The sequence below is a fragment of the Cypionkella sp. genome, assembly GCF_034376685.1.
Taxonomy (GTDB): domain Bacteria; phylum Pseudomonadota; class Alphaproteobacteria; order Rhodobacterales; family Rhodobacteraceae; genus Cypionkella.
Genome location: NZ_JAXMJJ010000004.1, coordinates 1 through 22,237, shown reverse-complemented (window position 1 = coordinate 22,237; position 22,237 = coordinate 1). Strand labels below are relative to the sequence as shown.

General features: G+C 60.7%; 22 protein-coding genes and 1 tRNA gene. 12 read left to right on the top strand and 11 right to left on the bottom strand.

Annotation, left to right across the window (positions count from 1 at the left end; all coding sequences use genetic code 11):
* Positions 1 to 107 precede the first annotated feature (107 nt).
* From crcB to U1A24_RS01795, 7 genes are all read left to right on the top strand, one after another.
* Positions 108 to 485 carry a fluoride efflux transporter CrcB gene (crcB, locus tag U1A24_RS01825; protein ID WP_322320293.1) on the top strand — a complete coding sequence of 126 codons (378 nt, stop codon included), beginning with the start codon at positions 108 to 110 and terminating at the stop codon, positions 483 to 485.
* Positions 482 to 1,522: an RluA family pseudouridine synthase gene (locus U1A24_RS01820; protein ID WP_322320292.1), complete on the top strand. Its 1,041-nt coding sequence runs from the start codon at positions 482 to 484 to the stop codon at positions 1,520 to 1,522. Before crcB ends, U1A24_RS01820 begins: the two co-directional genes overlap by 4 nt.
* Entirely contained in the window at positions 1,519 to 2,226 is a 708-nt protein-coding gene (locus U1A24_RS01815) for an ATP12 family chaperone protein (RefSeq protein WP_322320291.1), read from the top strand. The genes U1A24_RS01820 and U1A24_RS01815 overlap by 4 nt, the downstream gene beginning before the upstream one ends.
* Before the next feature lie 233 nt (positions 2,227 to 2,459).
* Positions 2,460 to 3,476: an amino acid ABC transporter substrate-binding protein gene (locus U1A24_RS01810; RefSeq protein ID WP_322320290.1), complete on the top strand. Its 1,017-nt coding sequence runs from the start codon at positions 2,460 to 2,462 to the stop codon at positions 3,474 to 3,476.
* A 146-nt stretch (positions 3,477 to 3,622) separates the two neighbouring features.
* The gene (locus U1A24_RS01805; RefSeq protein ID WP_322320289.1) at positions 3,623 to 4,900 is read left to right on the top strand and encodes an ABC transporter permease subunit; all 1,278 of its coding nucleotides are present in this window, start codon (positions 3,623 to 3,625) and stop codon (positions 4,898 to 4,900) included.
* A 1-nt stretch (position 4,901) separates the two neighbouring features.
* On the top strand, positions 4,902 to 6,344 hold the full coding sequence (locus U1A24_RS01800; protein WP_322320288.1) for an amino acid ABC transporter permease: 1,443 nt from the start codon (positions 4,902 to 4,904) through the stop codon (positions 6,342 to 6,344).
* 16 nt (positions 6,345 to 6,360) lie between these two features.
* Positions 6,361 to 7,140: an amino acid ABC transporter ATP-binding protein gene (locus tag U1A24_RS01795; protein WP_322320287.1), complete on the top strand. Its 780-nt coding sequence runs from the start codon at positions 6,361 to 6,363 to the stop codon at positions 7,138 to 7,140.
* 125 nt (positions 7,141 to 7,265) lie between these two features.
* Here the strand turns inward: U1A24_RS01795 and U1A24_RS01790 are convergent, their stop codons facing one another.
* The 4 genes from U1A24_RS01790 to argB form a co-directional block, all read right to left on the bottom strand.
* Positions 7,266 to 7,769: a histidine phosphatase family protein gene (locus tag U1A24_RS01790; protein WP_322320286.1), complete on the bottom strand. Its 504-nt coding sequence runs from the start codon at positions 7,767 to 7,769 to the stop codon at positions 7,266 to 7,268.
* Complete coding sequence (locus U1A24_RS01785; protein ID WP_322320285.1) at positions 7,766 to 8,419, bottom strand: ferredoxin; 654 nt, start codon at positions 8,417 to 8,419, stop codon at positions 7,766 to 7,768. Before U1A24_RS01785 ends, U1A24_RS01790 begins: the two co-directional genes overlap by 4 nt.
* Positions 8,401 to 9,189, bottom strand: coding sequence for a sterol desaturase family protein (locus tag U1A24_RS01780; RefSeq protein ID WP_322320284.1), 789 nt, complete (start codon positions 9,187 to 9,189; stop codon positions 8,401 to 8,403). The genes U1A24_RS01785 and U1A24_RS01780 overlap by 19 nt, the downstream gene beginning before the upstream one ends.
* 132 nt (positions 9,190 to 9,321) lie before the next feature.
* Positions 9,322 to 10,200 (bottom strand): acetylglutamate kinase, encoded by an 879-nt coding sequence (gene argB / locus U1A24_RS01775; protein WP_322320283.1) that lies wholly within the window; start codon positions 10,198 to 10,200, stop codon positions 9,322 to 9,324.
* 226 nt (positions 10,201 to 10,426) lie between these two features.
* On the opposite strand from argB, the gene U1A24_RS01770 reads away from it, so the two are divergent.
* Complete coding sequence (locus tag U1A24_RS01770; RefSeq protein WP_322320282.1) at positions 10,427 to 11,158, top strand: SDR family oxidoreductase; 732 nt, start codon at positions 10,427 to 10,429, stop codon at positions 11,156 to 11,158.
* A gap of 51 nt (positions 11,159 to 11,209) precedes the next feature.
* Here the strand turns inward: U1A24_RS01770 and yihA are convergent, their stop codons facing one another.
* The 7 genes from yihA to rpmH all read right to left on the bottom strand — a co-directional run bounded on the left by yihA (position 11,210) and on the right by rpmH (position 17,087).
* Positions 11,210 to 11,866, bottom strand: coding sequence for a ribosome biogenesis GTP-binding protein YihA/YsxC (gene yihA / locus U1A24_RS01765; RefSeq protein ID WP_322320281.1), 657 nt, complete (start codon positions 11,864 to 11,866; stop codon positions 11,210 to 11,212).
* Positions 11,863 to 12,609: an MOSC domain-containing protein gene (locus U1A24_RS01760; RefSeq protein WP_322320280.1), complete on the bottom strand. Its 747-nt coding sequence runs from the start codon at positions 12,607 to 12,609 to the stop codon at positions 11,863 to 11,865. Before U1A24_RS01760 ends, yihA begins: the two co-directional genes overlap by 4 nt.
* The gene (gene yidC, locus U1A24_RS01755; protein ID WP_322320279.1) at positions 12,606 to 14,408 is read right to left on the bottom strand and encodes a membrane protein insertase YidC; all 1,803 of its coding nucleotides are present in this window, start codon (positions 14,406 to 14,408) and stop codon (positions 12,606 to 12,608) included. Before yidC ends, U1A24_RS01760 begins: the two co-directional genes overlap by 4 nt.
* Positions 14,409 to 14,546: 138 nt before the next feature.
* On the bottom strand, positions 14,547 to 16,091 hold the full coding sequence (locus U1A24_RS01750; RefSeq protein WP_322320278.1) for a bifunctional diguanylate cyclase/phosphodiesterase: 1,545 nt from the start codon (positions 16,089 to 16,091) through the stop codon (positions 14,547 to 14,549).
* A 162-nt stretch (positions 16,092 to 16,253) separates the two neighbouring features.
* On the bottom strand, positions 16,254 to 16,502 hold the full coding sequence (yidD, locus tag U1A24_RS01745; protein ID WP_322320277.1) for a membrane protein insertion efficiency factor YidD: 249 nt from the start codon (positions 16,500 to 16,502) through the stop codon (positions 16,254 to 16,256).
* Positions 16,499 to 16,912: a ribonuclease P protein component gene (rnpA, locus tag U1A24_RS01740; RefSeq protein ID WP_322320276.1), complete on the bottom strand. Its 414-nt coding sequence runs from the start codon at positions 16,910 to 16,912 to the stop codon at positions 16,499 to 16,501. The genes yidD and rnpA overlap by 4 nt, the downstream gene beginning before the upstream one ends.
* Positions 16,913 to 16,952: 40 nt before the next feature.
* Positions 16,953 to 17,087 carry a 50S ribosomal protein L34 gene (gene rpmH, locus U1A24_RS01735; RefSeq protein ID WP_008032609.1) on the bottom strand — a complete coding sequence of 45 codons (135 nt, stop codon included), beginning with the start codon at positions 17,085 to 17,087 and terminating at the stop codon, positions 16,953 to 16,955.
* 262 nt (positions 17,088 to 17,349) lie between these two features.
* On the opposite strand from rpmH, the gene U1A24_RS01730 reads away from it, so the two are divergent.
* The 4 genes from U1A24_RS01730 to U1A24_RS01715 all read left to right on the top strand — a co-directional run bounded on the left by U1A24_RS01730 (position 17,350) and on the right by U1A24_RS01715 (position 21,128).
* Positions 17,350 to 18,045 (top strand): TVP38/TMEM64 family protein, encoded by a 696-nt coding sequence (locus tag U1A24_RS01730; RefSeq protein ID WP_322320275.1) that lies wholly within the window; start codon positions 17,350 to 17,352, stop codon positions 18,043 to 18,045.
* On the top strand, positions 18,046 to 19,455 hold the full coding sequence (locus U1A24_RS01725; protein WP_322320274.1) for a dihydrolipoyl dehydrogenase family protein: 1,410 nt from the start codon (positions 18,046 to 18,048) through the stop codon (positions 19,453 to 19,455).
* A 67-nt stretch (positions 19,456 to 19,522) separates the two neighbouring features.
* Positions 19,523 to 20,944, top strand: coding sequence for a HAMP domain-containing sensor histidine kinase (locus tag U1A24_RS01720; RefSeq protein ID WP_322320273.1), 1,422 nt, complete (start codon positions 19,523 to 19,525; stop codon positions 20,942 to 20,944).
* A 107-nt stretch (positions 20,945 to 21,051) separates the two neighbouring features.
* A tRNA-Arg gene (locus U1A24_RS01715) sits at positions 21,052 to 21,128 on the top strand.
* Positions 21,129 to 22,237 lie beyond the last annotated feature (1,109 nt).

Genomic DNA, 22,237 nt, shown 5'->3' with positions numbered 1-22,237 from the left:
GCGCTGAGCGTCCTTCCCCAACACCACTCCCACCCAGCGCAGTATTGAAACCCAGCAATCCCCCAAGCCCCGTTGACAAATCCCCCGCCTGCGCCCAAGGAAACCTGATGTTTACCACGCTCTCCCAAGTCGCCCTCGGCGGCGCGATTGGCGCATCGTTGCGCTATCTCTCGAATGTCAGCGCGATGCGCCTGTTCGGGCCGGGGTTCCCCTACGCCACTTTGTTCGTCAACGTGCTGGGGTCCTTCGTCATGGGGCTACTGGTCGTTGTCCTTGCGCTCAAAGGCGGCACCCGCTTTGCCCCCTTCCTGATGACCGGAATCCTTGGCGGCTTCACTACCTTCTCTGCCTTCTCGCTCGACAGTTTCACCTTGTGGGAACGCGGCGAAATCCTCACCGCGCTGGCCTATATTGCGGCCAGCATCATCCTTTCCCTCGCGGCCCTCGCTGCCGGAATTTACCTAGCACGTGGAGCCCTCGCATGAGCGACGTTCAACTGATCACGGTTACCGAAGACGAAGGCGAACAGCGCCTGGACCGCTGGTTCAAAAAGCGCTTTCCGCAAGTCACCCAAGGCCATGTCGAAAAGATGTGCCGCACCGGCCAGGTCCGCGTGGACTCCAGCCGCTGCAAGGCGTCCGATCACATCGCCCCCGGCCAGACCATCCGCATCCCGCCGTTGCCGGATGCCGCAGCCCCGGTCGCCCGCCGCGCTGGCAGCTATTCCGCGGCCGATGAGAAGATGATCCAGAACGCGGTGCTCTGGAAGGATGAGCATATCATCATCCTCAACAAGCCCCCCGGCCTGCCCTCGCAAGGTGGCTCCGGTCAAGGTGATCGCCATGTCGATGGCCTGACCGAAGCGCTGAAATTCGGCTACAAAGACCGTCCCAAGCTGGTGCACCGTCTGGATAAAGACACCTCGGGCCTGTTGATGCTGGCGCGCACCGACCGCGTCGCGCGCGCCCTCAGTGAAGCCTTGCGCCACCGCCTGACCCGCAAGATCTATTGGGCCGCCGTCGCAGGTGTGCCGCATCCGCGCAAAGGTTCGATCAAATACGGGCTGCAAAAATCCGGCGGCGGTCGTCACGGCGACGAAAAGATGATCTGCATCCATCCCGCCAAAATGGCGGAACATCCCGACGCCAAACGCGCGCAGACCGATTATTTCACCCTGTGGTTCTTGGGTTCCCGCCTGTCATGGATGGCGCTGGAACCCGTCACCGGACGCACCCACCAACTCCGCGCGCATATGGCGGAAATGGGTCATCCGATCTTGGGTGATAGCAAATATGGTCCCACCGGCACCGAGAATATGGGCGATGGCTGGGGTGCCAGCATCGGCGGCGACATCAGCCGCAAGCTGCACCTGCATGCCCGTATGCTGACCATCGAGCATCCGATCCTGAAGAAAATGATGACCTTCACAGCCCCCTTGCCCGAACATATGGCCCGCACCTGGAAAACCCTCGACTGGGGCGAAAACGATGTGCCAGCCGATCCGTTCGGGGGCAGTGAATGAGCGCTTGGACGGCAAAACGCTTCTGGAAACAAGCCATTGCTGAGCCGTGTCCGGGTGGTTTCACCGTAACCCTTGATGGTCGCGCGGTGAAAACTCCCGCCAAACGCCTGCTGGTTCTGCCCACGATGGCGATGGCCGAGGTGATCGCCGCCGAATGGGATGCGCAGCAAGGCCGCGTGCGTCCTGAAACCATGCCGGCCACCCGCGCGGCCAATTCTGCCATCGACAATGTGGCGATCCAGTTTGCCGAAGTGGCGGGTGATCTTGCGCGTTATGGCGAAACCGATCTGCTCTGCTACCGCGCCACCGGTCCGCAAGAATTGATCGACCGTCAGGCCGACGCGTGGGATCCGCTGCTGGCATGGTGCGCCGCTGCCCTGCGCGCGCCCTTGATCGCCACCGCAGGGGTGATGCACATCCGCCAGTCGGAAACCTCCATCGCCAAGCTCAGCGCGCAGGTCCACGCCTTCACCCCGTTCCAACTGGCCGCCGTGCATGATCTGATTGCGATTTCCGGCTCGCTTGTGCTTGCCTTGGCGGTCACGCGCGGCAGACTTTCGGTCGATGAGGCATGGTCTTTAAGCCGAATCGACGAGACTTGGCAGAACGAACTCTGGGGCGTTGATGAAGATGCCGCCGTGTTAGAATCGCTTAAACGGCAGGCACTGCGCGAGGCGGCACGATTCTTCGCATTGTGCGGGTAACAATCTTCTCCCATCTTGCCCCATCTTTGCGCATTCTGTCTGCCTGACCGCCCCAAAGCGTTATGATAGCGGTAATATCCGTTATATTGGCAGTTTTGCTTGACCGATTGCACAGCTATGTCCGAGTATCACTGACACTGGCGGCGCTTGTCGTCACTCGGGAGAGCACCTGCAGCCTGTGCAGGGCATATAACCTTCGCCCGAAAAACGGGCGGAAACAGCAAGAGGTAAGAATGAAAAAATCCGTATTCTTCGGCGCACTCGCGGCCACCACCGTTCTGGCAGGCTCGGCATTTGCCGCGACGCTTGACGACGTGAAAGCCCGTGGCGAGCTGATCTGCGGCGTGAACGTCGGTCTGACCGGCTTCGGCGCTCCGGATGCAACTGGCGCTTACGTCGGTTTCGACGTTGATCTGTGCAAAGCTGTTGCTGCTGCCGTTCTGGGCGATGCTGCCAAAGTTAAATACGTCCCCACCACCGGCGAAACCCGCTTCACCGCGCTGGCTTCTGGCGAAGTCGACGTGCTGATCCGCAACTCGACCTGGACCTTCTCGCGCGACACCGACCTCAAGTTCGATTTCGTCGCGGTGAACTACTATGATGGCCAAGGCTTCATGGTGAAAAAAGAGCTGGGCGTGTCCTCGGCGAAAGAACTCGATGGCGCCACCGTCTGTATCCAGACCGGCACCACGACCGAGTTGAACTTGGCTGACTTCTTCAAGTCCAACAACATCTCCTACACCCCGGTTACCGTGGGCGACGATTCGGAAGCTCTGCGTCAGTATGATGCCGGCGCTTGCGATGCCTACACCACGGACGCATCTGGCCTTGCCGCCAGCCGCGCTTCGTTGGCAAACCCGGCTGACAACATCATCCTGCCCGAGATCATCTCGAAAGAGCCGCTCGGTCCGGTCGTGCGTCACGGCGACAACAACTGGGGCGATATCGTCCGTTGGACCTATTACGCGCTGCTGACCGCAGAAGAAAAAGGCGTCACCAAAGCCAACATCGACCAGGTGGCAAGCTCGACCAACGACCCGGAAGTCAAGCGCCTGCTTGGCCTTGAAGGTGACATGGGCGCGATGATGGGCCTCGACAAAGACTGGAGCAAGCGCGCAATCGCCGTTTCCGGCAACTATGGCGAGATCTTTGAAGCTCACATCGGCACCTCGACCCCGATCGGTCTGGCACGCGGCCTGAACGCGCTGTGGACTCAGGGCGGCCTGCAATACGCACCGCCGATCCGCTAATCGGCACGACGCGGGCGCGGTGAAAATCGCGCCCGTTCTCTTACAAGATCACTTCATCTTGATCCGGCACATCACCTGACCGTAGGGGGAACCGCCCCCGAAACGACCGGCACAAGTCCGGCAACGGCAGGGCAGGGGGAACACATATGACGCTCGCGACCGAGCCGCCGAAAGCAAACTTTCGGCTGGGCATGCTTATATACGACACGCGCTACCGCAGTTACACCATTCAGATCATCGTTCTGATCCTGTTCCTGATGGGGGTGGCCTGGCTGGCCAACAACACCATCGAGAACCTTGCGGCCAAAGACAAAGACATCAACTTTGGCTTCCTGTGGAACCGCGCCGGCTATGACATTGATCAGCAGCTGATCAGTTACACCAACGATTCCACCCATTTCCGTGCGCTTTTGGTCGGCCTGTGCAACACGCTGGTCGTGGCCTTTGTCGGTTGCTTTCTGGCGACCATCCTTGGCGTGATCATCGGCGTGCTGCGGCTGTCGAAGAACTGGCTCGTCTCGCGCCTGATGACGGTCTACATCGAGATTTTCCGCAACGTGCCCCTGCTGCTGTGGATCATCCTTGTGTTCGTGGTGTTTTCCGAAACCCAACCGGCACCGAAAGACTTCCGCATCACCGATGAGATGGCCGCCGCCGGACAAGAGCCCGCTGCCTCGATGATCCTGTTTGACTCGGTTGCAATCACCAACCGGGGCACCAACGTGCCGATGCCGCTGCTTGACCGCCCGCTGCCCCGTCTCGAATTTGGCGCGGTTTCGGTGAACCTCTCGGCTTGGGCCGTCATCGGCGTGATCATCGCCTCGTTTCTGGCCAATCGCGCCCTGCTGCGCCGCACCAAGGCCGTGCAGGAAGCCACAGGCATCCGGCCCACAACATGGTGGAAAAGCCTGCTGATCCTGTTCGTGCCCACCATCGCGCTGTTGCTGGCGATGGGCTTCCATCTGGATTATCCCACCCTGCAAGGCTTCAACTTCCGCGGCGGCCTCAATATCGCCCACTCCTTTACCGCCCTCACCGCTGCGCTGACGCTGTATTACGCGGCTGTGATCGCAGAAACCGTGCGGGCGGGCATTCAGGCGATCAGCCGGGGCCAATCCGAAGCCTCTGCGGCGCTTGGCCTGCGGCCCGGTCGCACGATGAATCTGGTGATCCTGCCGCAAGCTTTGCGGGTGATCATCCCGCCGCTGATCTCGCAATATCTGTCGCTGACCAAGGACACCTCGTTGGGGATCGCCGTCAGTTACCTTGATTTGCGCGGCACTTTGGGTGGCATCACCCTGAACCAAACCGGACGCGAGCTAGAGTGTATGACCCTGATGATGCTGATCTATCTGATCATCAGCCTGATCATCTCCACGGTGATGAACATCTACAACGCCTCTGTCAAACTGAAGGAGCGTTAAGATGTCCGTCTCTTACATCCGCAAAGACATCCTCGCCCCGCAAGCCCCGCCGGTGTCGCAAAGCGGCGTGATCCGCTGGGTGCGTGAGAACCTGCTGTCTGGCCCGTTCAACACCATCCTGACGCTGCTAGCGATTCTGGCGCTGTATCAACTGGTCGCGCTGTCCTGGCCCTGGCTGTCAAACGGCGTCTGGAGCGGGGCCAATTCGATGGCCGATTGCCGCGCCATCGTCGCCGCCAACTCTGGCCCCGATGCAACCGGGGCCTGCTGGGCGATGATCCGCGAGCGGTGGCCGCAGTTCATCTTCGGCTTCTACCCGCCAAGCCTGTGGTGGCGGCCGATCCTGACCTTTGGTCTGCTGTTCGTGGCCCTCGCCCCGGTGCTTTACGCCGACAACAAACGTGCGATGTCGACGCTTTGCGGTGTGGTTGGCCTGCTGATGGTGCTGTGCCTGATCGGCGCAGATGGCTTCTCCAGTCATACCGCCGTTGCGGTCGCCCTGATGGTGGCGCTGACCGCGATTGCCGCAACCAAACCGCGTCTCTTGCTGATCCTCACCCTGCTGTTCCCGTTCACGGCACTTTGGCTGCTGTGGGGCGGCTCGGTCTGGGGCCCGATCGTGGCGCTGCTGGGTTTCCTGGTCATGGCTATGGTCTATAGCCTCGTCGCGCCGAAACTCGGCACGGTGATGGGGGCGTCGACTGGCTTTATCGCCGCCTGTCTGTGGTGGCTGTTCCTGCAACCCTATGTCTCCGAGGCATGGCAAGCTCTGCTGCCGCTGGAGCTGATCTATGTAAGCTCTGACAAGTTCGGCGGCTTCCTGCTGGCCTTCGTCATCGGGGTGTCCGCGATCTCGATCTCGTTGCCCTTGGGCATCCTGCTCGCGCTTGGTCGGCGCTCGGACATGTTCCTCGTCAAAACCCTCTCGGTCGGCTTCATCGAATTCGTCCGCGGTGTGCCCTTGATCACCATGCTGTTCACCGCCTCTTTGCTGCTGCAATACTTCCTGCCGCCGCAGACCAACTTCGATTTGATCCTGCGCGTCGTCATCCTCGTCACCATCTTCTCGGCGGCCTATAATGCCGAAGTGGTGCGGGGTGGTCTCGCGGCCCTGCCGCGTGGCCAATATGAAGCCGCCGATGCTTTGGGGCTGGATTACTGGCAGGCGCAACGGCTGATCATCATGCCGCAGGCGCTGAAAATCGCCATCCCCGGCATCGTGTCGACCTTCATCGGCCTGTTCAAAGACACAACCCTCGTGTCCTTCGTGGGCCTTGCTGACCCGCTGCGCGGCATCACCACCATCGTCCGCGCCGACATCAACTGGAAGGGCATCTACTGGGAGCCCTACATCTTCGTCGGCGCCATCTTCTTTATCGTCTGCTTCGGCATGTCCCGATACTCGATGTATCTGGAGAACAAGCTGAAGACCGATCACCGCTAAATCAAGGACTTACATCATGGCAGAACCCGCAATCGACCGCAGCAAGATGCAAATCTCGGATGAGGTGGCGATCCAGATCACCGGCATGAACAAGTGGTATGGCACCTTCCATGTGCTGCGCGACATCAACATGACGGTGAACAAGGGCGAGCGTATCGTCATCTGCGGCCCCTCAGGCTCGGGGAAATCCACCCTGATCCGCTGCATCAACCGTCTGGAAGAACACCAGCAGGGCCAGATCATCGTCGACGGCACCGAACTCACCTCCGACCTCAAGAACATCGACAAGGTGCGCTCGGAAGTCGGCATGGTGTTCCAGCACTTCAACCTGTTCCCGCATCTGACGATCCTCGAGAACCTGACCTTGGCCCCGATCTGGGTCCGCAAGGTGCCGAAGAAAGAGGCCGAAGAAACCGCAATGTACTTCCTCGGCAAGGTGAAAATCCCCGAGCAGGCGCATAAATACCCCGGCCAACTTTCCGGCGGCCAACAGCAGCGAGTCGCCATCGCCCGCTCGCTGTGCATGAAGCCGCGCATCAAGCTGTTCGACGAACCCACCTCTGCCCTCGACCCCGAGATGATCAAAGAGGTGCTCGACACCATGATCAGCCTCGCCGAAGAAGGCATGACCATGCTCTGCGTCACCCACGAAATGGGCTTCGCGCAGGCGGTGGCCAACCGGGTGATCTTCATGGACCAAGGCCAGATCGTCGAGCAAAACGAACCGCGCGAGTTCTTCAACAACCCGCAGTCGGACCGCACCAAACTGTTCCTCAGCCAGATCTTGGGGCATTAACACCACCCAACACAAACAAAAAGGCGCCCCTCCCTGGGCGCCTTTTTCGTTAACAAACCCTTACCGTTTCAAGCTAACGCATTGATCTCACGGTAATCCCTAAACGGTCCCAACGCGGGACCGCCCTAAACCACCATCTCACGCGGAATGACAAAATCCACCGTCACGCCCTTGCCCAGCTCAATCTGATCCCAAGCCGCCACCGCGAAATCAACCACCAAAGTAGCCCCCGTAGGATAGCGGCCAAACTCCGCATTCAGCGGTGCTGTCGCCACCAATCTCTCGGCAAATTCGGCGATCCCCGGATTGTGCCCGATCATCATCACCACGTCCGCCTGCGCGTGCTTCAACACCGCCAGCATCACGTCCACCCCGGCATGATACAGCGCCGGTTTCAGCTCCATCAGCGGCGTCGCAGGCAAAGCCGGCGCGATCCCCGACCATGTCTGCCGGGTCCGAACCGCATCCGAGCACAACACCTTCTGCGGCACATACCCGCGTGAGGCCAGCCACTGCCCCAGATCCGCCGCGGCCGCCTTCCCTCGCTCATTCAAGGGCCGGTCATGGTCCGGCGTCAAAGGGTCATCCCAAGCAGACTTGGCGTGGCGCGTCAAAATAAGGCGTTTCATGTGTGGAATGTTCCCATGTGATAAGCCGAGTGTTCCGCCAGTCTTGCATAGCCTTGTGATACCGGGCAAGCCCGTCGCACCGCACAACCGAAATTCATGCAATCCGCGCCGTCGGGCTGGTTCAAATAGGCGTGACAGGCGGGCACATCATAGCCCGTCCCATCCAGCGCGCCCACCGGACAGGCCTGCAAACAGGGCCGCGCGCAATCTTCACAAGGCGAGACGGCCACCGGCACCTCGACCCGCTGTTTCAACGCCAAAGCGCCGCGAAACGATACCATCAAACCCTGTTCCGCCTGCACCAGCAACCGCACCGGGCTGTCCCACACCCGCCCGGTGCGCAAAGCCCATTGATAAAATGGATGATAGGGCGCGCCGCCAAACGGAAACAGCGCCTTCGCCCTCAGATCACACGCTATCCGCCCAATCACTCGCCGCGACCAGCGGTCAATCGGGTCCGGCTTGCCATCTAACCATTCCGCCTGGCTTTTCACATGCGCCCAATACCCCGGTTCCGCAGGCCCCAGCAGCAGAACCGAGCGTGTCCCGGCAGGCAATCCCGCCTCGTCCTGACAGCAAAACCCACCCAGCACCGCAAGATGGTGCCGCGCCGCCATCGCCTCAATCTGCTTCAGCGAAACGGCAGCCATAGGCTCCACCCCAGCCGCGCGGGCTTTTCGTCCTGCCATTCCAGCCCCACCACCATGCCTTGATGCCCCGCCTCAGGTTGCGCCCGATAGGTGCCAAAAATCCTGTCCCAAACCGACAAGGCAAAGCCAAAATTGCTGTCATGCTCGGCGCGGATCACCGAATGATGCACCCGGTGCATATCCGGCGTCACGAAAACCAGCCGCACCACACGGTCCAGCCACACAGGCAACCGCAAGTTGGCATGGTTGAACAAAGCCGTGCCGTTCAGCAGAATCTCAAACAGCACCACCGCCACCGCCTGCGGTCCAAGTGCGTAGATCAGCCCGATTTTCAGCCCCATCGAGGCCAGAATCTCCACCGGATGAAACCGTAAGGCCGTGGTCACATCCATGTCGCGGTCGGCGTGGTGCATGCGGTGAAATCGCCAGAACAGGGGCACTTTATGGGTCAGCCAATGCTGCGCCCAGATCGCAAAATCCAACATCAGCAGAGCAATCAGCACCTCAGCCCACAGCGGCCAAGCCACCCGGTTCAGCACACCCCAACCCATTGACCAAGCATCCACCGCCGCCCCCACCGCCAAAAACGGCAGAGCCACCGCGAGCGCGCGCAGCGCCAGAGTGTTCAAAATCGTCATGGACAGATTGGTAAACCAGCGCCGCCCACGCCCCAGCACCCGGCGGCGTTTTGGCGCCAAAGCCTCCAGCCCGGCAAACAGCACAAACAGGCTCAGAAACACCGACACCCGCAGCATAAGTTCATACTTCATCCGAGCCTCCTGCTGCCAATCTAGCCGCTCGGATACTCAAAGCGAATTGCTCTTTTTGAAATACTCCCGCCGGAGGCTTCGGCGCTGGCCACAACAGCCTCCGGTGGGGATATTTAAGCCAATGTGAATAGCTTAGCGCTTCACCCGTGGTGTCACCCGCGGCACGGTCGAGCGAATTTGCGAACCCGCGCCATGATCGGTGAACAGTTCCAGCAGGCAGGCATTCGGAATCCGCCCGTCCAGAATCGTCACCGCCCGCGTGCCCGCTTCAATCGCCATCAGCGCGGTTTCGGTTTTCGGAATCATCCCACCCGAGATCACGCCATCCGCCGTCATCTGGCGGATTTCGTCCGGGGTGATCTGCGTCATCACCTCGCCAGCAGCGTTTTTCACCCCCGGCACATCGGTCAACAGCAGCAAGCGATCCGCCTGCAATGCGCCCGCAATCGCGCCCGCTGCGGTGTCGCCATTGACGTTGAACGTCTCATTATCGGCCATACCGGTCGCCACCGGGGCCACCACCGGGATGATGCCCGCATTGTACAAATCGCGCAAAACCTGCACGTTCATCTCGACTGGGCGGCCGACAAATCCCAGTTCTGGATCATCGGCGACGCAGACCATCAGGTCATCGTCCTTGCCGGAAATCCCCACCGCGCGCCCGCCCGCATCCATGATCGCCTGCACGATGCGCTTGTTGACCAGCCCGGACAGGATCATTTCAACCACCTGCACCGTCGCCTTGTCGGTCACCCGCTTGCCACGCACGAATTCCGATTTGATACCCAGCTTGGCCAGCATCTCATTGATCATCGGCCCGCCGCCATGCACCACAACCGGGTTCACGCCCACTTGCCGCATCAGCACCACATCGCGGGCGAATTCCGCCATCGCGGCATCGTCGCCCATCGCATTGCCGCCGAATTTCACCACCACCACAGCGCCCTCAAAGCGTTGCAGATAGGGCAGGGCCTCGGACAGCATCTTTGCGGTACTGATGGCATCGGTCATAGTCAGCGTCTGCTTTTGCATGAGGAAGACTCCAGGATTTTTTGCCTGATAGCCCCTTTGCGCCGCCCTGCCAAGCAAAGCTTTTGTGTCTGGGCAAAGCTTAAATTTCGGTAAATGGCCCTCGGCTAAGTGATTGAAATGATTTGAGCGGGCTTCTTGGCCACGCGTGGACACTCTTGCATTCGCGCCTCAATGCCCTAGCTTGGCCGCAGCCAAGGAGGCCACCATGCCCGAGCAGAAAACCCTCGTCCTGACCGGAGCCAGCCGGGGAATCGGCCATGCCACCGTCAAACGTTTCGGGGCCGAAGGCTGGCGGGTGCTGACCTGCTCGCGTCAGGCTTTTGACGCTCGCTGCCCCTGGCCGGGGGGCGAGGAAAACCACATCCAGATTGATCTCGCGGACCCCAACAAAACCATCGCCGCGATGGAGACAATCAAGGCCAAACTGAACGGAAAGCTGCACGCGCTGGTCAACAACGCCGGAATCTCCCCGAAAGGTGAGGGCGGCAAGCGGCTGAACACGCTGGAGACCGATCTGCGGACTTGGGGTCAGGTCTTCCACGTCAACTTCTTCGCCTCTGTGATCCTCGCCCGAGGCCTGCAAGCCGAACTCGCTGCCGCGAAAGGCTCGGTCGTGAACGTCACCTCGATTGCCGGCAGCCGGGTGCATCCCTTTGCCGGGGCCGCGTATTCCACCTCTAAAGCAGCACTTGCTGCCCTGACCCGCGAGATGGCGCATGATTTCGGCCCGCTCGGCGTGCGGGTGAACGCGATTGCACCGGGGGAAGTGGAAACCGCGATCCTGTCGCCCGGCACAGATAAAATCGTCGAACAACTGCCGATGCGCCGCCTTGGCCAGCCGAAAGAGGTCGCTGATGCGATCTGGTTCCTGTGTTCGGAACAATCGAGCTACATTTCTGGCACCGAGATTCAGATCAACGGTGGTCAGCACGTCTGAAACCGGAATTCGCGCGAATTCCGGGCACGATTTCTGCGCAGAAATCGCCTGCTAGACCAAGGTCGCGATAATCGCCCGCAGGGTTTCGATGCCATCGCCCTTTTCCGAACTGGTCACCACCAGCTCAGGATAGGCCGCCGGATGCTTGGCCAATGCGCCTTTGACCTGCTCGATGTTGGCATCGCGCTCCGCCGCAGAAACCTTGTCCATCTTGGTCATCACGACTTGAAACGTCACAGCCGAGCGGTCGAGCAGATCCATAATCTCCTCATCCACCGCTTTCACGCCATGCCGGGTGTCGATCAAAACAAACGCGCGGCGCAGGGTTTGCCGCCCCGCCAGATAGGCTTTCAGCAGCGCCTGCCATTTGGCGACAATCGGCTTCGGCGCCTCGGCATAGCCATAGCCGGGCAAATCGACGAGGAAACGGTTCATCTCGCCCAAGGCGAAATAGTTGATCTCTTGCGTCCGCCCCGGCGTGTTCGAGGCGCGGGCGAGGTTTTTGCGACCTGTCAGCGCGTTGATCAGGCTGGATTTACCGACGTTGGAACGGCCAGCAAAGCAAACCTCCAACCGATCCGGCTCGGGCAAGCCCGACATCGCGACCACGCCTTTGACGAAATCGACCGGGCCTGCAAACAGCAGGCGACCTGCCTCACGCGAGGAAAATTCCGGCTCGGGGGCCAAAGTGAATTGCAGGCTCGTCATGCCAATCTCCATTCATCGCCGACCGCAATCGGCCCGCTTTCCACAACAACACCATAGACGCCAAAATCCTGATGGCCGAAATGCTGGTTCAACGCTTGCAGCGTTGGCGCATTTGGTCGGCCAGTTTCAGGATCAACGGTGGTGGCGCTGCATCGTTCAATGCGTTCTTCAATCCGCAGCACCGCGCCGCCGATTGCCAGATGTTTGCCCACCCAGCCCAATTCGGCCCAAGGTGCCGCCCCGTCCAGCCAAAGATTGCCGCGCCACCGGTCTTTCGACAGCGCAATCCCCATCCGCGCGGACAGGTCCGCAAGCGAGGCGGTCGAAAGGATCGACAACGCTGGAAGTTGGGTATCGGTCATGCCGCGCCCCGCAGTGACAATCGCCATCGGCTGCGCACGCTCGGCTGGATTGAGCGGGGCGACCCATGCCAGAAAGCGCGGCAGATCGGCACGATCATCGGGGCGAAACGTGATCTCGCCACGTTCAGGATGGTGCAGGGTCACGGTGGCTGTGGCTTCATCCAGGCTGGAGGTGATCGCCATCAGGGCCGGGGCCTTCGCGCCACGCGCAAAGTTTACGCAGCGATTCCAACCGGGAACCAGCTTGGCCGCCTCATGCGCCACCGCCCAATGCCGATCCCACGCCATACACTCCCCCGCCAAAAGACGAACGGACGCGAGGGCCTCGCGTCCGTGTCCTTTGATGGGGTGGCGATAGATATCCGCCAACCGCCCGGTCATTTCTTGGCGACCTCAACGGCCTTCTTCTTAAAGCCCGATTTGATGTTGCCAAACAGATCTGGCTTGTGGCCGTGGCTGAGCATGATCAGATATTGCTGGGCGAAGGTGATGGTGTTGTTGGTGATCCAGTAAATCACCAGACCGCTGGCAAATCCGCCCAACATGAACATGAACACGAAGGGCATCCAGGCAAAGATCTGCTGCTGCACCGGATCGGCGGGTGCCGGGTTCAGTTTCTGTTGCAGCCACATCGTGATGCCCAGCAGGATCGGCAGCACACCGATGAAGATGGTGGCAAGCAGCGTGTGCGGTTCGGGTGAGCTCCAAGGCAGCAGGCCAAACAGGTTGTAGATCGACGAGGTGTCGGGTGCGGAAAGATCACGTATCCAGCCGAAGAATGGCGCTTGCCGCAATTCGATGGTGACGAAAATCACCTTATACAGCGAGAAGAAGATCGGGATCTGGATCAAGATCGGCAAACAGCCCGCCGCCGGATTGACCTTACGCTCTTTGTACAGCGCCATCATTTCCTTTTGCAGCTTTTGCTTGTCGTCACCGGCACGCTCTTTCAGCGCCTCCATCTCGGGCTGCAATTCCTTCATCCGCGCCATCGAGACATAGGATTTATAGGCCAGCGGCAGCACCAGAAGTTTCAGGATGAAGGTCAGGCCGATGATCGCAAGACCCATGTTGCCGATCAGCCCATGCAGCCAGTGCAGCACGGAGAAAATCGGTTTGGTCAGGAAGTAGAACCAGCCCCAGTCGATCGAGTCGATGAATCCGGGGATGCCCGCTTTGTCCTGATAGGCGCGAATGGCTTCCCATTCTTTGGCACCAGCGAACATCCGGGTCGTGGTTTCCATCGTCGCACCGGGGGCGACTGTCATCAGCGGCTGGCGCACTTCGGCCTGATAAATGTCAGAGCCGGGCAAATACTTCGCAACCGCCGTGTAGGGTTTACCCTGCTCGGGGACCAGAGTGGTCATCCAGTAGTGGTCGGTGAAGCCGATCCAGCCATCCTGCGTGGCCTCGGTCACTTCCGCCGGATAACCCTCACGTTCATTCGGCGTCATCGACGCGAACTTGGAGTAATTTAGTTCCTCAAGCCCACCATCTGTGCGGCGTACCAAACCTTCGTGCACGACATAGATGCCTTGCAACGCGGGCAAGCCCTGGCGGATGATCTGGCCGTAAGAATACAGGTTTGCCGCCGCAGATCCGGTGTTTTGCACTGAATCTGTCACGGTGAACATGAAATCCTCGTCCACGGCGATGGTGCGCAGGAACTTCAGGCCCTTGGGGTTTTCCCATTGCAATGTCACAGGCTTGCTTACGGAAAGGGTCCCGCCCGAAGCGATTTTCCACTCGGTGGCAGCGCCCGGCACATCCTCGGCAGTCAAGCCTGCACCCGGAGCCCAGCCGAATACCGCATAATACGGCGTGGTCTGGCCGACGGGCGACAGCAGTTTGACGGTGGGTGAATTCGGCTCAATCGTCTCGTGGTAGGTTTTCAGCGACAGATCATCAAAACGCCCGCCCAGCATCGAGATCGAGCCCGAGAGTTTCGGGGTGTCGATGGTCAGCCGCGGCGCTTCCGGCAAAGGCTCGGTAGAGGCCACGGTGCCTGCCGGCGCCGCAGCGGCCGGAGCCTCGGGCGTGGCGGCAACCGGGGTCAGCGGCGCTTGGGTTTCAGCTGGAAACCATTGCGGGAAAAGCATCGGGCCTGCGACGAACCAGCCAAGGATCACCAGAAAGCTGAGCACGGTTGCGAGGATGAGATTCTTGTTTTGATCGTCCATCGGGACAAGCACCATTCCTGTTCAGGGTCAGGCGTGGTTCAACGATAGGGTGCGGCAAAGGTCAAGCGGTTTTCCCCTGTTCGCGGCCCTTGGCACGGGGTTTGCCGCGCAATTTGCAGTGTGCGCGGCGATTATCCCCTAGCGGGCGCGTGAGCCGATCCGTGGAATCGCCCCTACCTTGGCGCGATGACGGGCGATCCACTCCATCGTTTCATCGACGGGCATCGGACGCGCGATGCCGAAGCCTTGCACATCTCCGCAACCTAATTGTGACAGCATGGCATGTTCCCCGGGGGTTTCCACGCCCTCGGCCAAAGTTTCCAGGCCCAGCCGCTCTGCCATCGACAGGATCGCAGCCACCATCTTTTGCTGCTCGCGGTCTTCATCAAGCCGGGTCACAAAGCTGCGGTCGATCTTGATGCGGCGCACAGCAAACCGTCGAATTGAGGTGATCGAGGCATGGCCGGTGCCAAAATCATCCAGATCAATGCCACACCCCAAAGCCGCTAGGGCCGCGATGTTCGAGACGATGATGTCGTTGTCGGTTTGGGCGACGACGTTTTCCAGCACTTCAATCGTCAGGCGGTTGGGCTGCAGATCAAAGCGATCCAGTTCCCATTTCAGCTTTTCCGCCAAGCGCGGGTTACGCAGTTCGGGGGACGAAAAATTCACCGCCACGGTCGGCACGTTCAGCCCGGCACGATCCCAGCGGGCAAGGGCGGAGAGGGCGTGATACAGGATCACTTCGCCCAAGCGCTCACTCAAGCCCGCGTCTTCGATCATTGGCAAGAATTCCGCGGGTGGAATCAAACCCTTGTCGGGATGATACCAGCGGGCCAATGCCTCAAACCCGGTGATCGCGCCGGTATGGGTGGAGATTTGCGGTTGAAAATGCGGGCGGATCTGACCCTCGTCCAACGCGATCTCCAGCTCTTCGCGCAGCGCGTCGCGGTCGGCGCGGGTGGCGGCCATATCTGCCGAATAGCTGCGAATGGCGCCGGGGCCGTGCCGCAGCGCGTCGTCTGCGGCGATCTGGGCGGCGTTCAACAGGCTGGCGCCGGTCGCTTCGGGCGCGCGGGTGCCCAGGCAGAAGCCAATCGAACACGTGGTGTAAATCCGCGTCGCGTTCAGGCTGATCGGTGCCGATAGTGCTGATTGCAGCCGGGCGGCCACCTGCACCACTGTTTCAAGATCCAGCCGTCGCACCGGGGCCAGCGCCACGGCAAAGCCGCCGCCTTCTAGCCGGGCCACGACGTCCCCCGAGCGCAACGAGGCGCAGATCCGTTCGGCAGAGCGTGCCAACACCTCGGTCTGTGCGGTGCGGCCATGTTGTTCGACAATCCGCTCTGCTAAGTCGAATTGCAGCACCAAGCAGGCGGTTGTGCGCCCGCTGATGTGTGATTCGCGCAAGGTATTGTCCAATGTGCCGACGATCTGCGCGCGCAGCGACAGGCCCTCAAGCACTTGGGGCTGATCAGGTGTGCCTTCCAATGGCTGCACGGCCCCAGATATCGCAAACAGCAGCGGTGCCCCCAGTGCCATCAGGATCAAATCCCGCTCACCGCCAAGCCAGAAGGCGGCGAGGGTGAGGGCTGGCAGGAACACGAAGGTCTCCGGCCTGCGCAGCAGCGCACCGATGCGAAAAAAACCTGTCGAAAGTGCGGTCAAGAAACGTGAAACCATCGGCCCGGCCCTGTATCTGATGCGGGGCAGCGCACCCCGATGGGGCCGAGACTAGGCAAACTGCATGATCGGAAGGTTAATCCTCATCCTGAAGTTGCAAAGCATTTTCTCTAATTGTTCTACTGTTTGTTAACCATCTGCGGCACAGGGACCAGCCTTCACCTAGCGCTTGGCGTCAAACTCGGGGTCAGCGCCGGGCACCGGATCATAGCCGTGACCGCCCCAAGGATGGCAGCGGCAAATGCGATGCACCATCAGATAACTGCCTCTGGCGGCGCCATGCCGCTCCAGCGCTTCCATCGCATAGGCCGAGCAGGTGGGTTGAAAGCGGCAGCCGTGACCGACCCAGGGCGACAGCACCAGCCGATAGGCGCGCACGGGCAGGGCCACAATGCGCGCCAGCGGGGTCATGGCCGTGCCTTGTGAACCGAAGTCAGTGCGAGCGCCAGATCAGCCAGCATATCTTTGTAATCGCGTGAGATTGTGGCCTCTGGCTTGGCAACCAGAACATAGTCCCAACCGGGCCGCGCCAGCTTTGGCAACACCTCGCGCGCCAACGCCCGCATCCGCCGTTTGGCACGGTTGCGGGCCACGGCGTTGCCAATCTTCTTTGAGGCCGTAAAGCCGATCCGCACCAGCGCGAGGTCGTCGCCACGCGCGCGCCCCTGCAGCAGAAAACTGCCCGTACCTTGCCTGCGCCCCTGTGCGGTGCGCAGATAGTCTGGGCGATTCTTCATCACCTCAAGACAAACGGAAACCGCCGGAGGCGCTTCGGACGCTTCGGCGGTTGGGCCAATGTCCGATACCTTCGGCGGTGTCATGGTCTACTCCTGTGTCCGACCCCGAAAGGTCAGCCAGAAATCAAGCCGACAGCTTCTTGCGGCCTTTGGCGCGGCGCGCTGCCAGCACAAGGCGGCCGCCTTTGGTTGCCATGCGAGCGCGGAAGCCGTGACGGCGGGCGCGAACAAGGTTCGACGGTTGAAAAGTGCGCTTCATCGCGGTCTCCATCAGACAGGCACGGCGAACCTTGAAGATTCGACGGCGTAAACTTGAAGCCCGGTCTTTAGGGGCGGATCATGGGTAAGTCAACGCGCAGGGTGCGAGAATTCTGCAACATTTGCCGATCTTGGCGCAGAAGTCGCGGCAAACTGTTACAAATCCGCGCCTTTAGATCGCCGATTTCCCAAACCTGATCAAGCTGGCGTGAGACCGCTGGTGCCCGCGGACCGTTCCGCTCATCTTGGCGTAAAGGAAGACCATGAAACGATGCGCGCGCCTTGCCCCGATTTTGCTGATTCTCTGCGCCGCTGTCGCAGGGGCGGTTTTTCTGCGCGACAAGTTGTCGTTTGAGGCTTTGGCTGAACATCGGGCCGTGCTGTTGGCGTATCGCGACGCGCATTTTCTGCTGGCAAGTCTGGGCTTTGTTGCGGTCTATGTCGTCATCGTCGCGCTCAGCCTGCCGGGGGCCACGGTCGCGACGCTAACCGGCGGGTTCTTGTTTGGCATGTTCCCCGGCACGCTTTACAATGTATGTGCCGCGACCATCGGCGCTGTCTGTATCTTTCTTGCCGCCCGCGCGGGCTTTGGCGCGGCTTTGGCCGCGCGTTTGCAGGCGGGGTCGGCCTCGCGTCTGCAAACCGCGCTGCGCGAAAACCAATGGTCGGCGTTGTTCATCATGCGTCTGGTGCCCGCGCTGCCATTCGTGCTGGCCAATCTGCTGCCTGCGATGGTGGGGGTGCGGCTTTGGCCGTTTGCAGCCACCACCTTTCTGGGCATTATTCCGGGGGCTTTGGTGTTCACCTCGATTGGGGTGGGGCTGGGAGAAGTGTTTGCGCGCGGCGAGCGGCCAGATCTGGGGGTGATCTTCAGCGCCCCGGTGTTGTTGCCTCTGCTGGGGCTTGCGGCGTTGTCGGCTTTACCTATCCTGCTGAAACAATGGAAGAAAGGGCGCTGAATGGAGCGGATTTCGACGGATCTCTGCATCATTGGCGCGGGTTCGGCCGGGCTTTCCATTGCGGCAGGGGTGGCACAGATGGGCGCAAAGGTGGTGCTGATCGAGGGTGCCGCGATGGGTGGCGATTGTCTGAACTACGGCTGTGTGCCGTCAAAGGCGCTGTTGGCGGCGGGCCGCGCGGCGCAGGCGATCCGCAGGGGCGCGCCGGGTGTACAGGGGGCTGAGCCGCAGATCGACTTTGCCGCTGTGAAAGCGCAGCTCGCGGCAGTCATAGCCCAGATCGCGCCTGTGGATAGTCAGGAACGGTTTGAGGACTTTGGCGTGCAGGTGATCCGCGCCTATGCCAGCTTTACCGGCCCGCGTGAGGTGGAGGCAGGCGGCAAGATCATCCGTGCGCGGCGGTTTGTCATCGCCACCGGCTCACATCCGACGATCCCGCCGGTGCCGGGATTGGACGCGATCCCCTATTTCACCAATGAGACGATTTTCGCGCAGACCGAGCGGCCCGAGCATTTGCTGATCCTTGGCGGTGGTCCGGTTGCGATGGAAATGGCGCAGGCGCATCGCCGCTTGGGGTGCGCCGTCACGGTTATTGCCCGCAGCCGGGTTTTGGGCCGCGATGATCCTGATGCTTCTGCCGTGGTATTGGCCGCTCTGCGTGACGAGGGCGTGGCGGTGCTGGAGGGCTGTGAAATCGTCCGTTTGCGCGCCCTTGCACAAGGGTTAGAGGCTGTGCTGAGCGATGGCATCACGGTGACAGGATCGCATCTGCTGGTGGCCACCGGGCGAACGTCCGCAATCGCGCGACTGAATTTATCGGCTGCGGGTGTGGCCTACACCGATAAGGGTGTGACCGTCGGCCCAAATCTGCGCAGCAGCAACCGGCGGATCTATGCGGTGGGCGATGTGGCGGGTGGCTTGCAGTTTACCCATGTTGCGGGGGCGCATGCGGGTGTGGTGATCAAACAAGTGCTGTTCGGTCTGCCCGCCAAGCAGGCGACCGTGGTGCCGATGGTCACCTATACCGATCCCGAACTGGCGCAGATCGGGCTGACCGAAGCCCAGGCCCGCGCCGCCCATCCGGGCGTGCAGGTGTTGCGGCAAGAGTTTCTGCACAACGACCGCGCGGTGACCGAAGGCAAAACCACAGGTTTCCTGAAGCTGATGCTGCTGAAGGGCCGCCCTGTGGGTGTTACCATTGTCGGTGCGGGGGCGGGCGAGCTGATCGGGCTTTGGGCTTTGGCGATGAGCGCGGGCATGAAGGTCGGCACGGTGGCCGGAATGATCGCGCCCTACCCAACGCGCGGCGAGATTTCCAAGCGTGCAGCGGGGGCCTATTTCTCACCGAAACTCTTTGATAACATGGGCGTGAAGCGAGTGGTGCGGCTGGTGCAGCGGCTGCTGCCTTAAGCTGGGATTACGGGCAGGCTGGGGGTTTTCATCCCGCAGACCCCCAGAGGATATTTGTGCGCAGAGGATGACCCAAGACGTGTCAGCAAGGCGGGGCGGATTTCTGAACACCCTGTCGGGGCGGTTTCTGACGCTGACTGTGGTCTTTGTCATGCTGGCCGAGGTGTTGATTTTTGTGCCCTCGATCGCGCGGTTTCGTGCCGATTTTCTGACCTTACGGCTGGAGAAAGCCCAGATCGCCTCGCTGGCGCAGCTTGCCGCCGAGGATATGGTGACCCCCGCGCTGGAGAAAGAGCTGTTGGCCAATGCCGAGGTCTACAACGTCGTGCTGCGCCGCGATGAGGTGCGCCAGTTGGTGCTGTCGTCGCCGATCCCCAAGCCGATCTCGGACACCTTCGATCTGCGCGAGGCAGGCCCGTGGGAGCTGATCCGCGACGCGTTTGCTTGCCTGCTGGACCCGGATGACCAGATCATCCGGGTGATCGGCTATCCGGTGCAATCGGCGGGCCTTCTGATCGAAATCACGATGGAATCCAAGCCTTTGCGCAGTGCGATGCTGGATTATGGCGGGCGTATTTTGCTGCTGTCGGCGCTGATTTCCGGCGTGACTGCGTTCTTTCTGTTCCTGGCGGTGCAGCGCCTGATCGTGCTGCCGATCCGTCGGGTGGTGAACCATATGACCGCCTATGCCGAAGCCCCCGAGGATGCCCGCCGGGTGATCGCCCCGACCGCCTCGGTGGTGGAGTTGCGCGATGCCGAAGAGGCGATGCATGCGATGCAGACGCAACTGATCGGGTCTTTGCGGCAAAAGGAGAGGTTGGCGCAGCTGGGCGGCGCGGTTGCCAAGATCAGCCATGATCTGCGCAATATCCTGACCACGGCACAATTGTTCGCCGACCGGATCGAGGGCAGTGCAGATCCGATGGTGGCGCGGGCCGCACCCAAGCTGGTCGGATCGATTGCCCGCGCTGTAGCGCTGTGCGAATCAACCTTGGCGTTCGGCAAGGCTGAAGAATCTGCACCACAACTGCGCGAAGTGGCTTTGGCGACCTTGGCCGATGATGTTGCCGAGGGCGAGGGTCTGGCAGGGGAAGGCCCGGTGACCTGCCTGATCGAAGTTCCTGAAACTCTGGTGATCCACGCGGATTATGACCAGTTGTTCCGCGTGCTGTCGAACCTTGTGCGCAACGCCCGGCAGGCGATTGAGGCGACCGGGGCCGAAGGCAGCATCGAAATCTCGGCTGGAGAGACCGCAGCCGAATGGTGGATCAGGGTCGGGGATACTGGCCCCGGATTGCCAGAAAAGGCGCGCGAACATCTGTTTGAGGCGTTCCAGGGCGGCGCGCGCAAGGGTGGCATCGGGCTTGGCCTTGCGATTGCCGCCGAACTGGTCCGTGGTCACGGCGGGCGGCTGGAACTGGCTCGCACGGATGCCGATGGCACCGAGTTCCTGATCCACCTGCCAAAATCCATCGGTCCAACCGCTTGATCGCTGCATGCCGCAAGGTTCAGACACCGATTGCGCATCAAGTTGCAAGCAGGTGCGAATTCACCCTTGCAATGCCCGACAGGTGGGGCTAAACGCAGCCGCAAGATGGATCCATAGCTCAGCTGGATAGAGCATCAGACTACGAATCTGAGGGTCGGGCGTTCGAATCGCTCTGGGTCCACCATAGATTTCAAGGGCTTAGGCAGAGATGCCTGAGCCCTTTTTCTATTTCGGCTACCACGGCAGAAGCGACTGGCTCCATTTCGATGAAGATAGGTGAAGCTAAGTGGTCATGGGTCCATCTTCTGCTGGTGAACAAATTCCACCAGCAAAAGGCGCTGGGCCGGAGCCTCGGCTGGGCCATTACATCGCAATGGAGGGACATCTGGGTATTGGTCGTGTGACAGGGCTGAATTTGCCTAAGTTTCTGACGCCCAACGCTGGAATGTCAAAGGCGTTGGAGCCCGACTCGGAAAGCTCCTTGGGTGAGTCCATGCGAACCTTGTTGCCCGATTGAGCAGGCGAGTGTTCGAGGTGGAATCAAACACTCCCAGACTTACGTTCAGCTCCCATCTTAGGCCCCAAAATTTTGCAGAAAACAGATTGGTAGTAATATGTTACGTTGATTCTCATTTTTTCAATCTACTCCGAAACCCAACTTTTCGCTTTCGTTGGGTTGGATTGTCTGTACGCGATTCGGTGGCCCCTGCACCACAATCACTAACGGAAGAATATTTCAGATATCCGCCCTTTGCGTAGTCCAAGGCACTGTCGAAATCGGCCCGTAGCTGCCGATCGAGGCGGGCATCTCGCTACGATACAGTTCCCTAGACCGATCACCCAGGCTTGTCGCGGCAATCCCCAACAGCAATGCCAACAATGCGGGGCCAAGCGGACGGTTGCCCATGCGTTGGTTGCAGGATTCAGTTCCCGTTACGGCGCCCAATCGTTCACTTCGGAGGTGCGGACCGGCACCGTTCTGACCGGCAGGCGTGCGATCGTCGCTTTGGCGGGTCACTTCCGCTTCGGATTGAAAACACGATGGCGATGGTAACGGCGAGCGTGCCGGCATTCGTCATGGCACGAAATCCGATCGCGACTGGCCGGGCCTCTGCGATCCCCGCTGGGCGTGCTCGGGATGCTGGTCGCAAGCCTGACAGCGTAAATCATCCATCTGCACCCTACGAGAAACAGGTCAGCGCTTTGCCGCGCTGACCCGATGCCACGGGTTCAGATCGCCTGACCGCCCGAGACCTCGATCCGCTGTCCCGTGACCCAGCGATTGTCGTCCGA

Excerpts from the sequence above, each read along its gene's own strand:
- crcB (WP_322320293.1), top strand. The coding sequence starts at position 108 with ATGTTTACCACGCTCTCCCAAGTCGCCCTCGGCGGCGCGATTGGCGCA.
- U1A24_RS01820 (WP_322320292.1), top strand. The coding sequence starts at position 482 with ATGAGCGACGTTCAACTGATCACGGTTACCGAAGACGAAGGCGAACAG.
- U1A24_RS01815 (WP_322320291.1), top strand. The coding sequence starts at position 1,519 with ATGAGCGCTTGGACGGCAAAACGCTTCTGGAAACAAGCCATTGCTGAG.
- U1A24_RS01810 (WP_322320290.1), top strand. The coding sequence starts at position 2,460 with ATGAAAAAATCCGTATTCTTCGGCGCACTCGCGGCCACCACCGTTCTG.
- U1A24_RS01805 (WP_322320289.1), top strand. The coding sequence starts at position 3,623 with ATGACGCTCGCGACCGAGCCGCCGAAAGCAAACTTTCGGCTGGGCATG.
- U1A24_RS01800 (WP_322320288.1), top strand. The coding sequence starts at position 4,902 with ATGTCCGTCTCTTACATCCGCAAAGACATCCTCGCCCCGCAAGCCCCG.
- U1A24_RS01795 (WP_322320287.1), top strand. The coding sequence starts at position 6,361 with ATGGCAGAACCCGCAATCGACCGCAGCAAGATGCAAATCTCGGATGAG.
- U1A24_RS01790 (WP_322320286.1), bottom strand. The coding sequence starts at position 7,769 with ATGAAACGCCTTATTTTGACGCGCCACGCCAAGTCTGCTTGGGATGAC.
- U1A24_RS01785 (WP_322320285.1), bottom strand. The coding sequence starts at position 8,419 with ATGGCTGCCGTTTCGCTGAAGCAGATTGAGGCGATGGCGGCGCGGCAC.
- U1A24_RS01780 (WP_322320284.1), bottom strand. The coding sequence starts at position 9,189 with ATGAAGTATGAACTTATGCTGCGGGTGTCGGTGTTTCTGAGCCTGTTT.
- argB (WP_322320283.1), bottom strand. The coding sequence starts at position 10,200 with ATGACCGATGCCATCAGTACCGCAAAGATGCTGTCCGAGGCCCTGCCC.
- U1A24_RS01770 (WP_322320282.1), top strand. The coding sequence starts at position 10,427 with ATGCCCGAGCAGAAAACCCTCGTCCTGACCGGAGCCAGCCGGGGAATC.
- yihA (WP_322320281.1), bottom strand. The coding sequence starts at position 11,866 with ATGACGAGCCTGCAATTCACTTTGGCCCCCGAGCCGGAATTTTCCTCG.
- U1A24_RS01760 (WP_322320280.1), bottom strand. The coding sequence starts at position 12,609 with ATGACCGGGCGGTTGGCGGATATCTATCGCCACCCCATCAAAGGACAC.
- yidC (WP_322320279.1), bottom strand. The coding sequence starts at position 14,408 with ATGGACGATCAAAACAAGAATCTCATCCTCGCAACCGTGCTCAGCTTT.
- U1A24_RS01750 (WP_322320278.1), bottom strand. The coding sequence starts at position 16,091 with ATGGTTTCACGTTTCTTGACCGCACTTTCGACAGGTTTTTTTCGCATC.
- yidD (WP_322320277.1), bottom strand. The coding sequence starts at position 16,502 with ATGACCCCGCTGGCGCGCATTGTGGCCCTGCCCGTGCGCGCCTATCGG.
- rnpA (WP_322320276.1), bottom strand. The coding sequence starts at position 16,912 with ATGACACCGCCGAAGGTATCGGACATTGGCCCAACCGCCGAAGCGTCC.
- rpmH (WP_008032609.1), bottom strand. The coding sequence starts at position 17,087 with ATGAAGCGCACTTTTCAACCGTCGAACCTTGTTCGCGCCCGCCGTCAC.
- U1A24_RS01730 (WP_322320275.1), top strand. The coding sequence starts at position 17,350 with ATGAAACGATGCGCGCGCCTTGCCCCGATTTTGCTGATTCTCTGCGCC.
- U1A24_RS01725 (WP_322320274.1), top strand. The coding sequence starts at position 18,046 with ATGGAGCGGATTTCGACGGATCTCTGCATCATTGGCGCGGGTTCGGCC.
- U1A24_RS01720 (WP_322320273.1), top strand. The coding sequence starts at position 19,523 with ATGACCCAAGACGTGTCAGCAAGGCGGGGCGGATTTCTGAACACCCTG.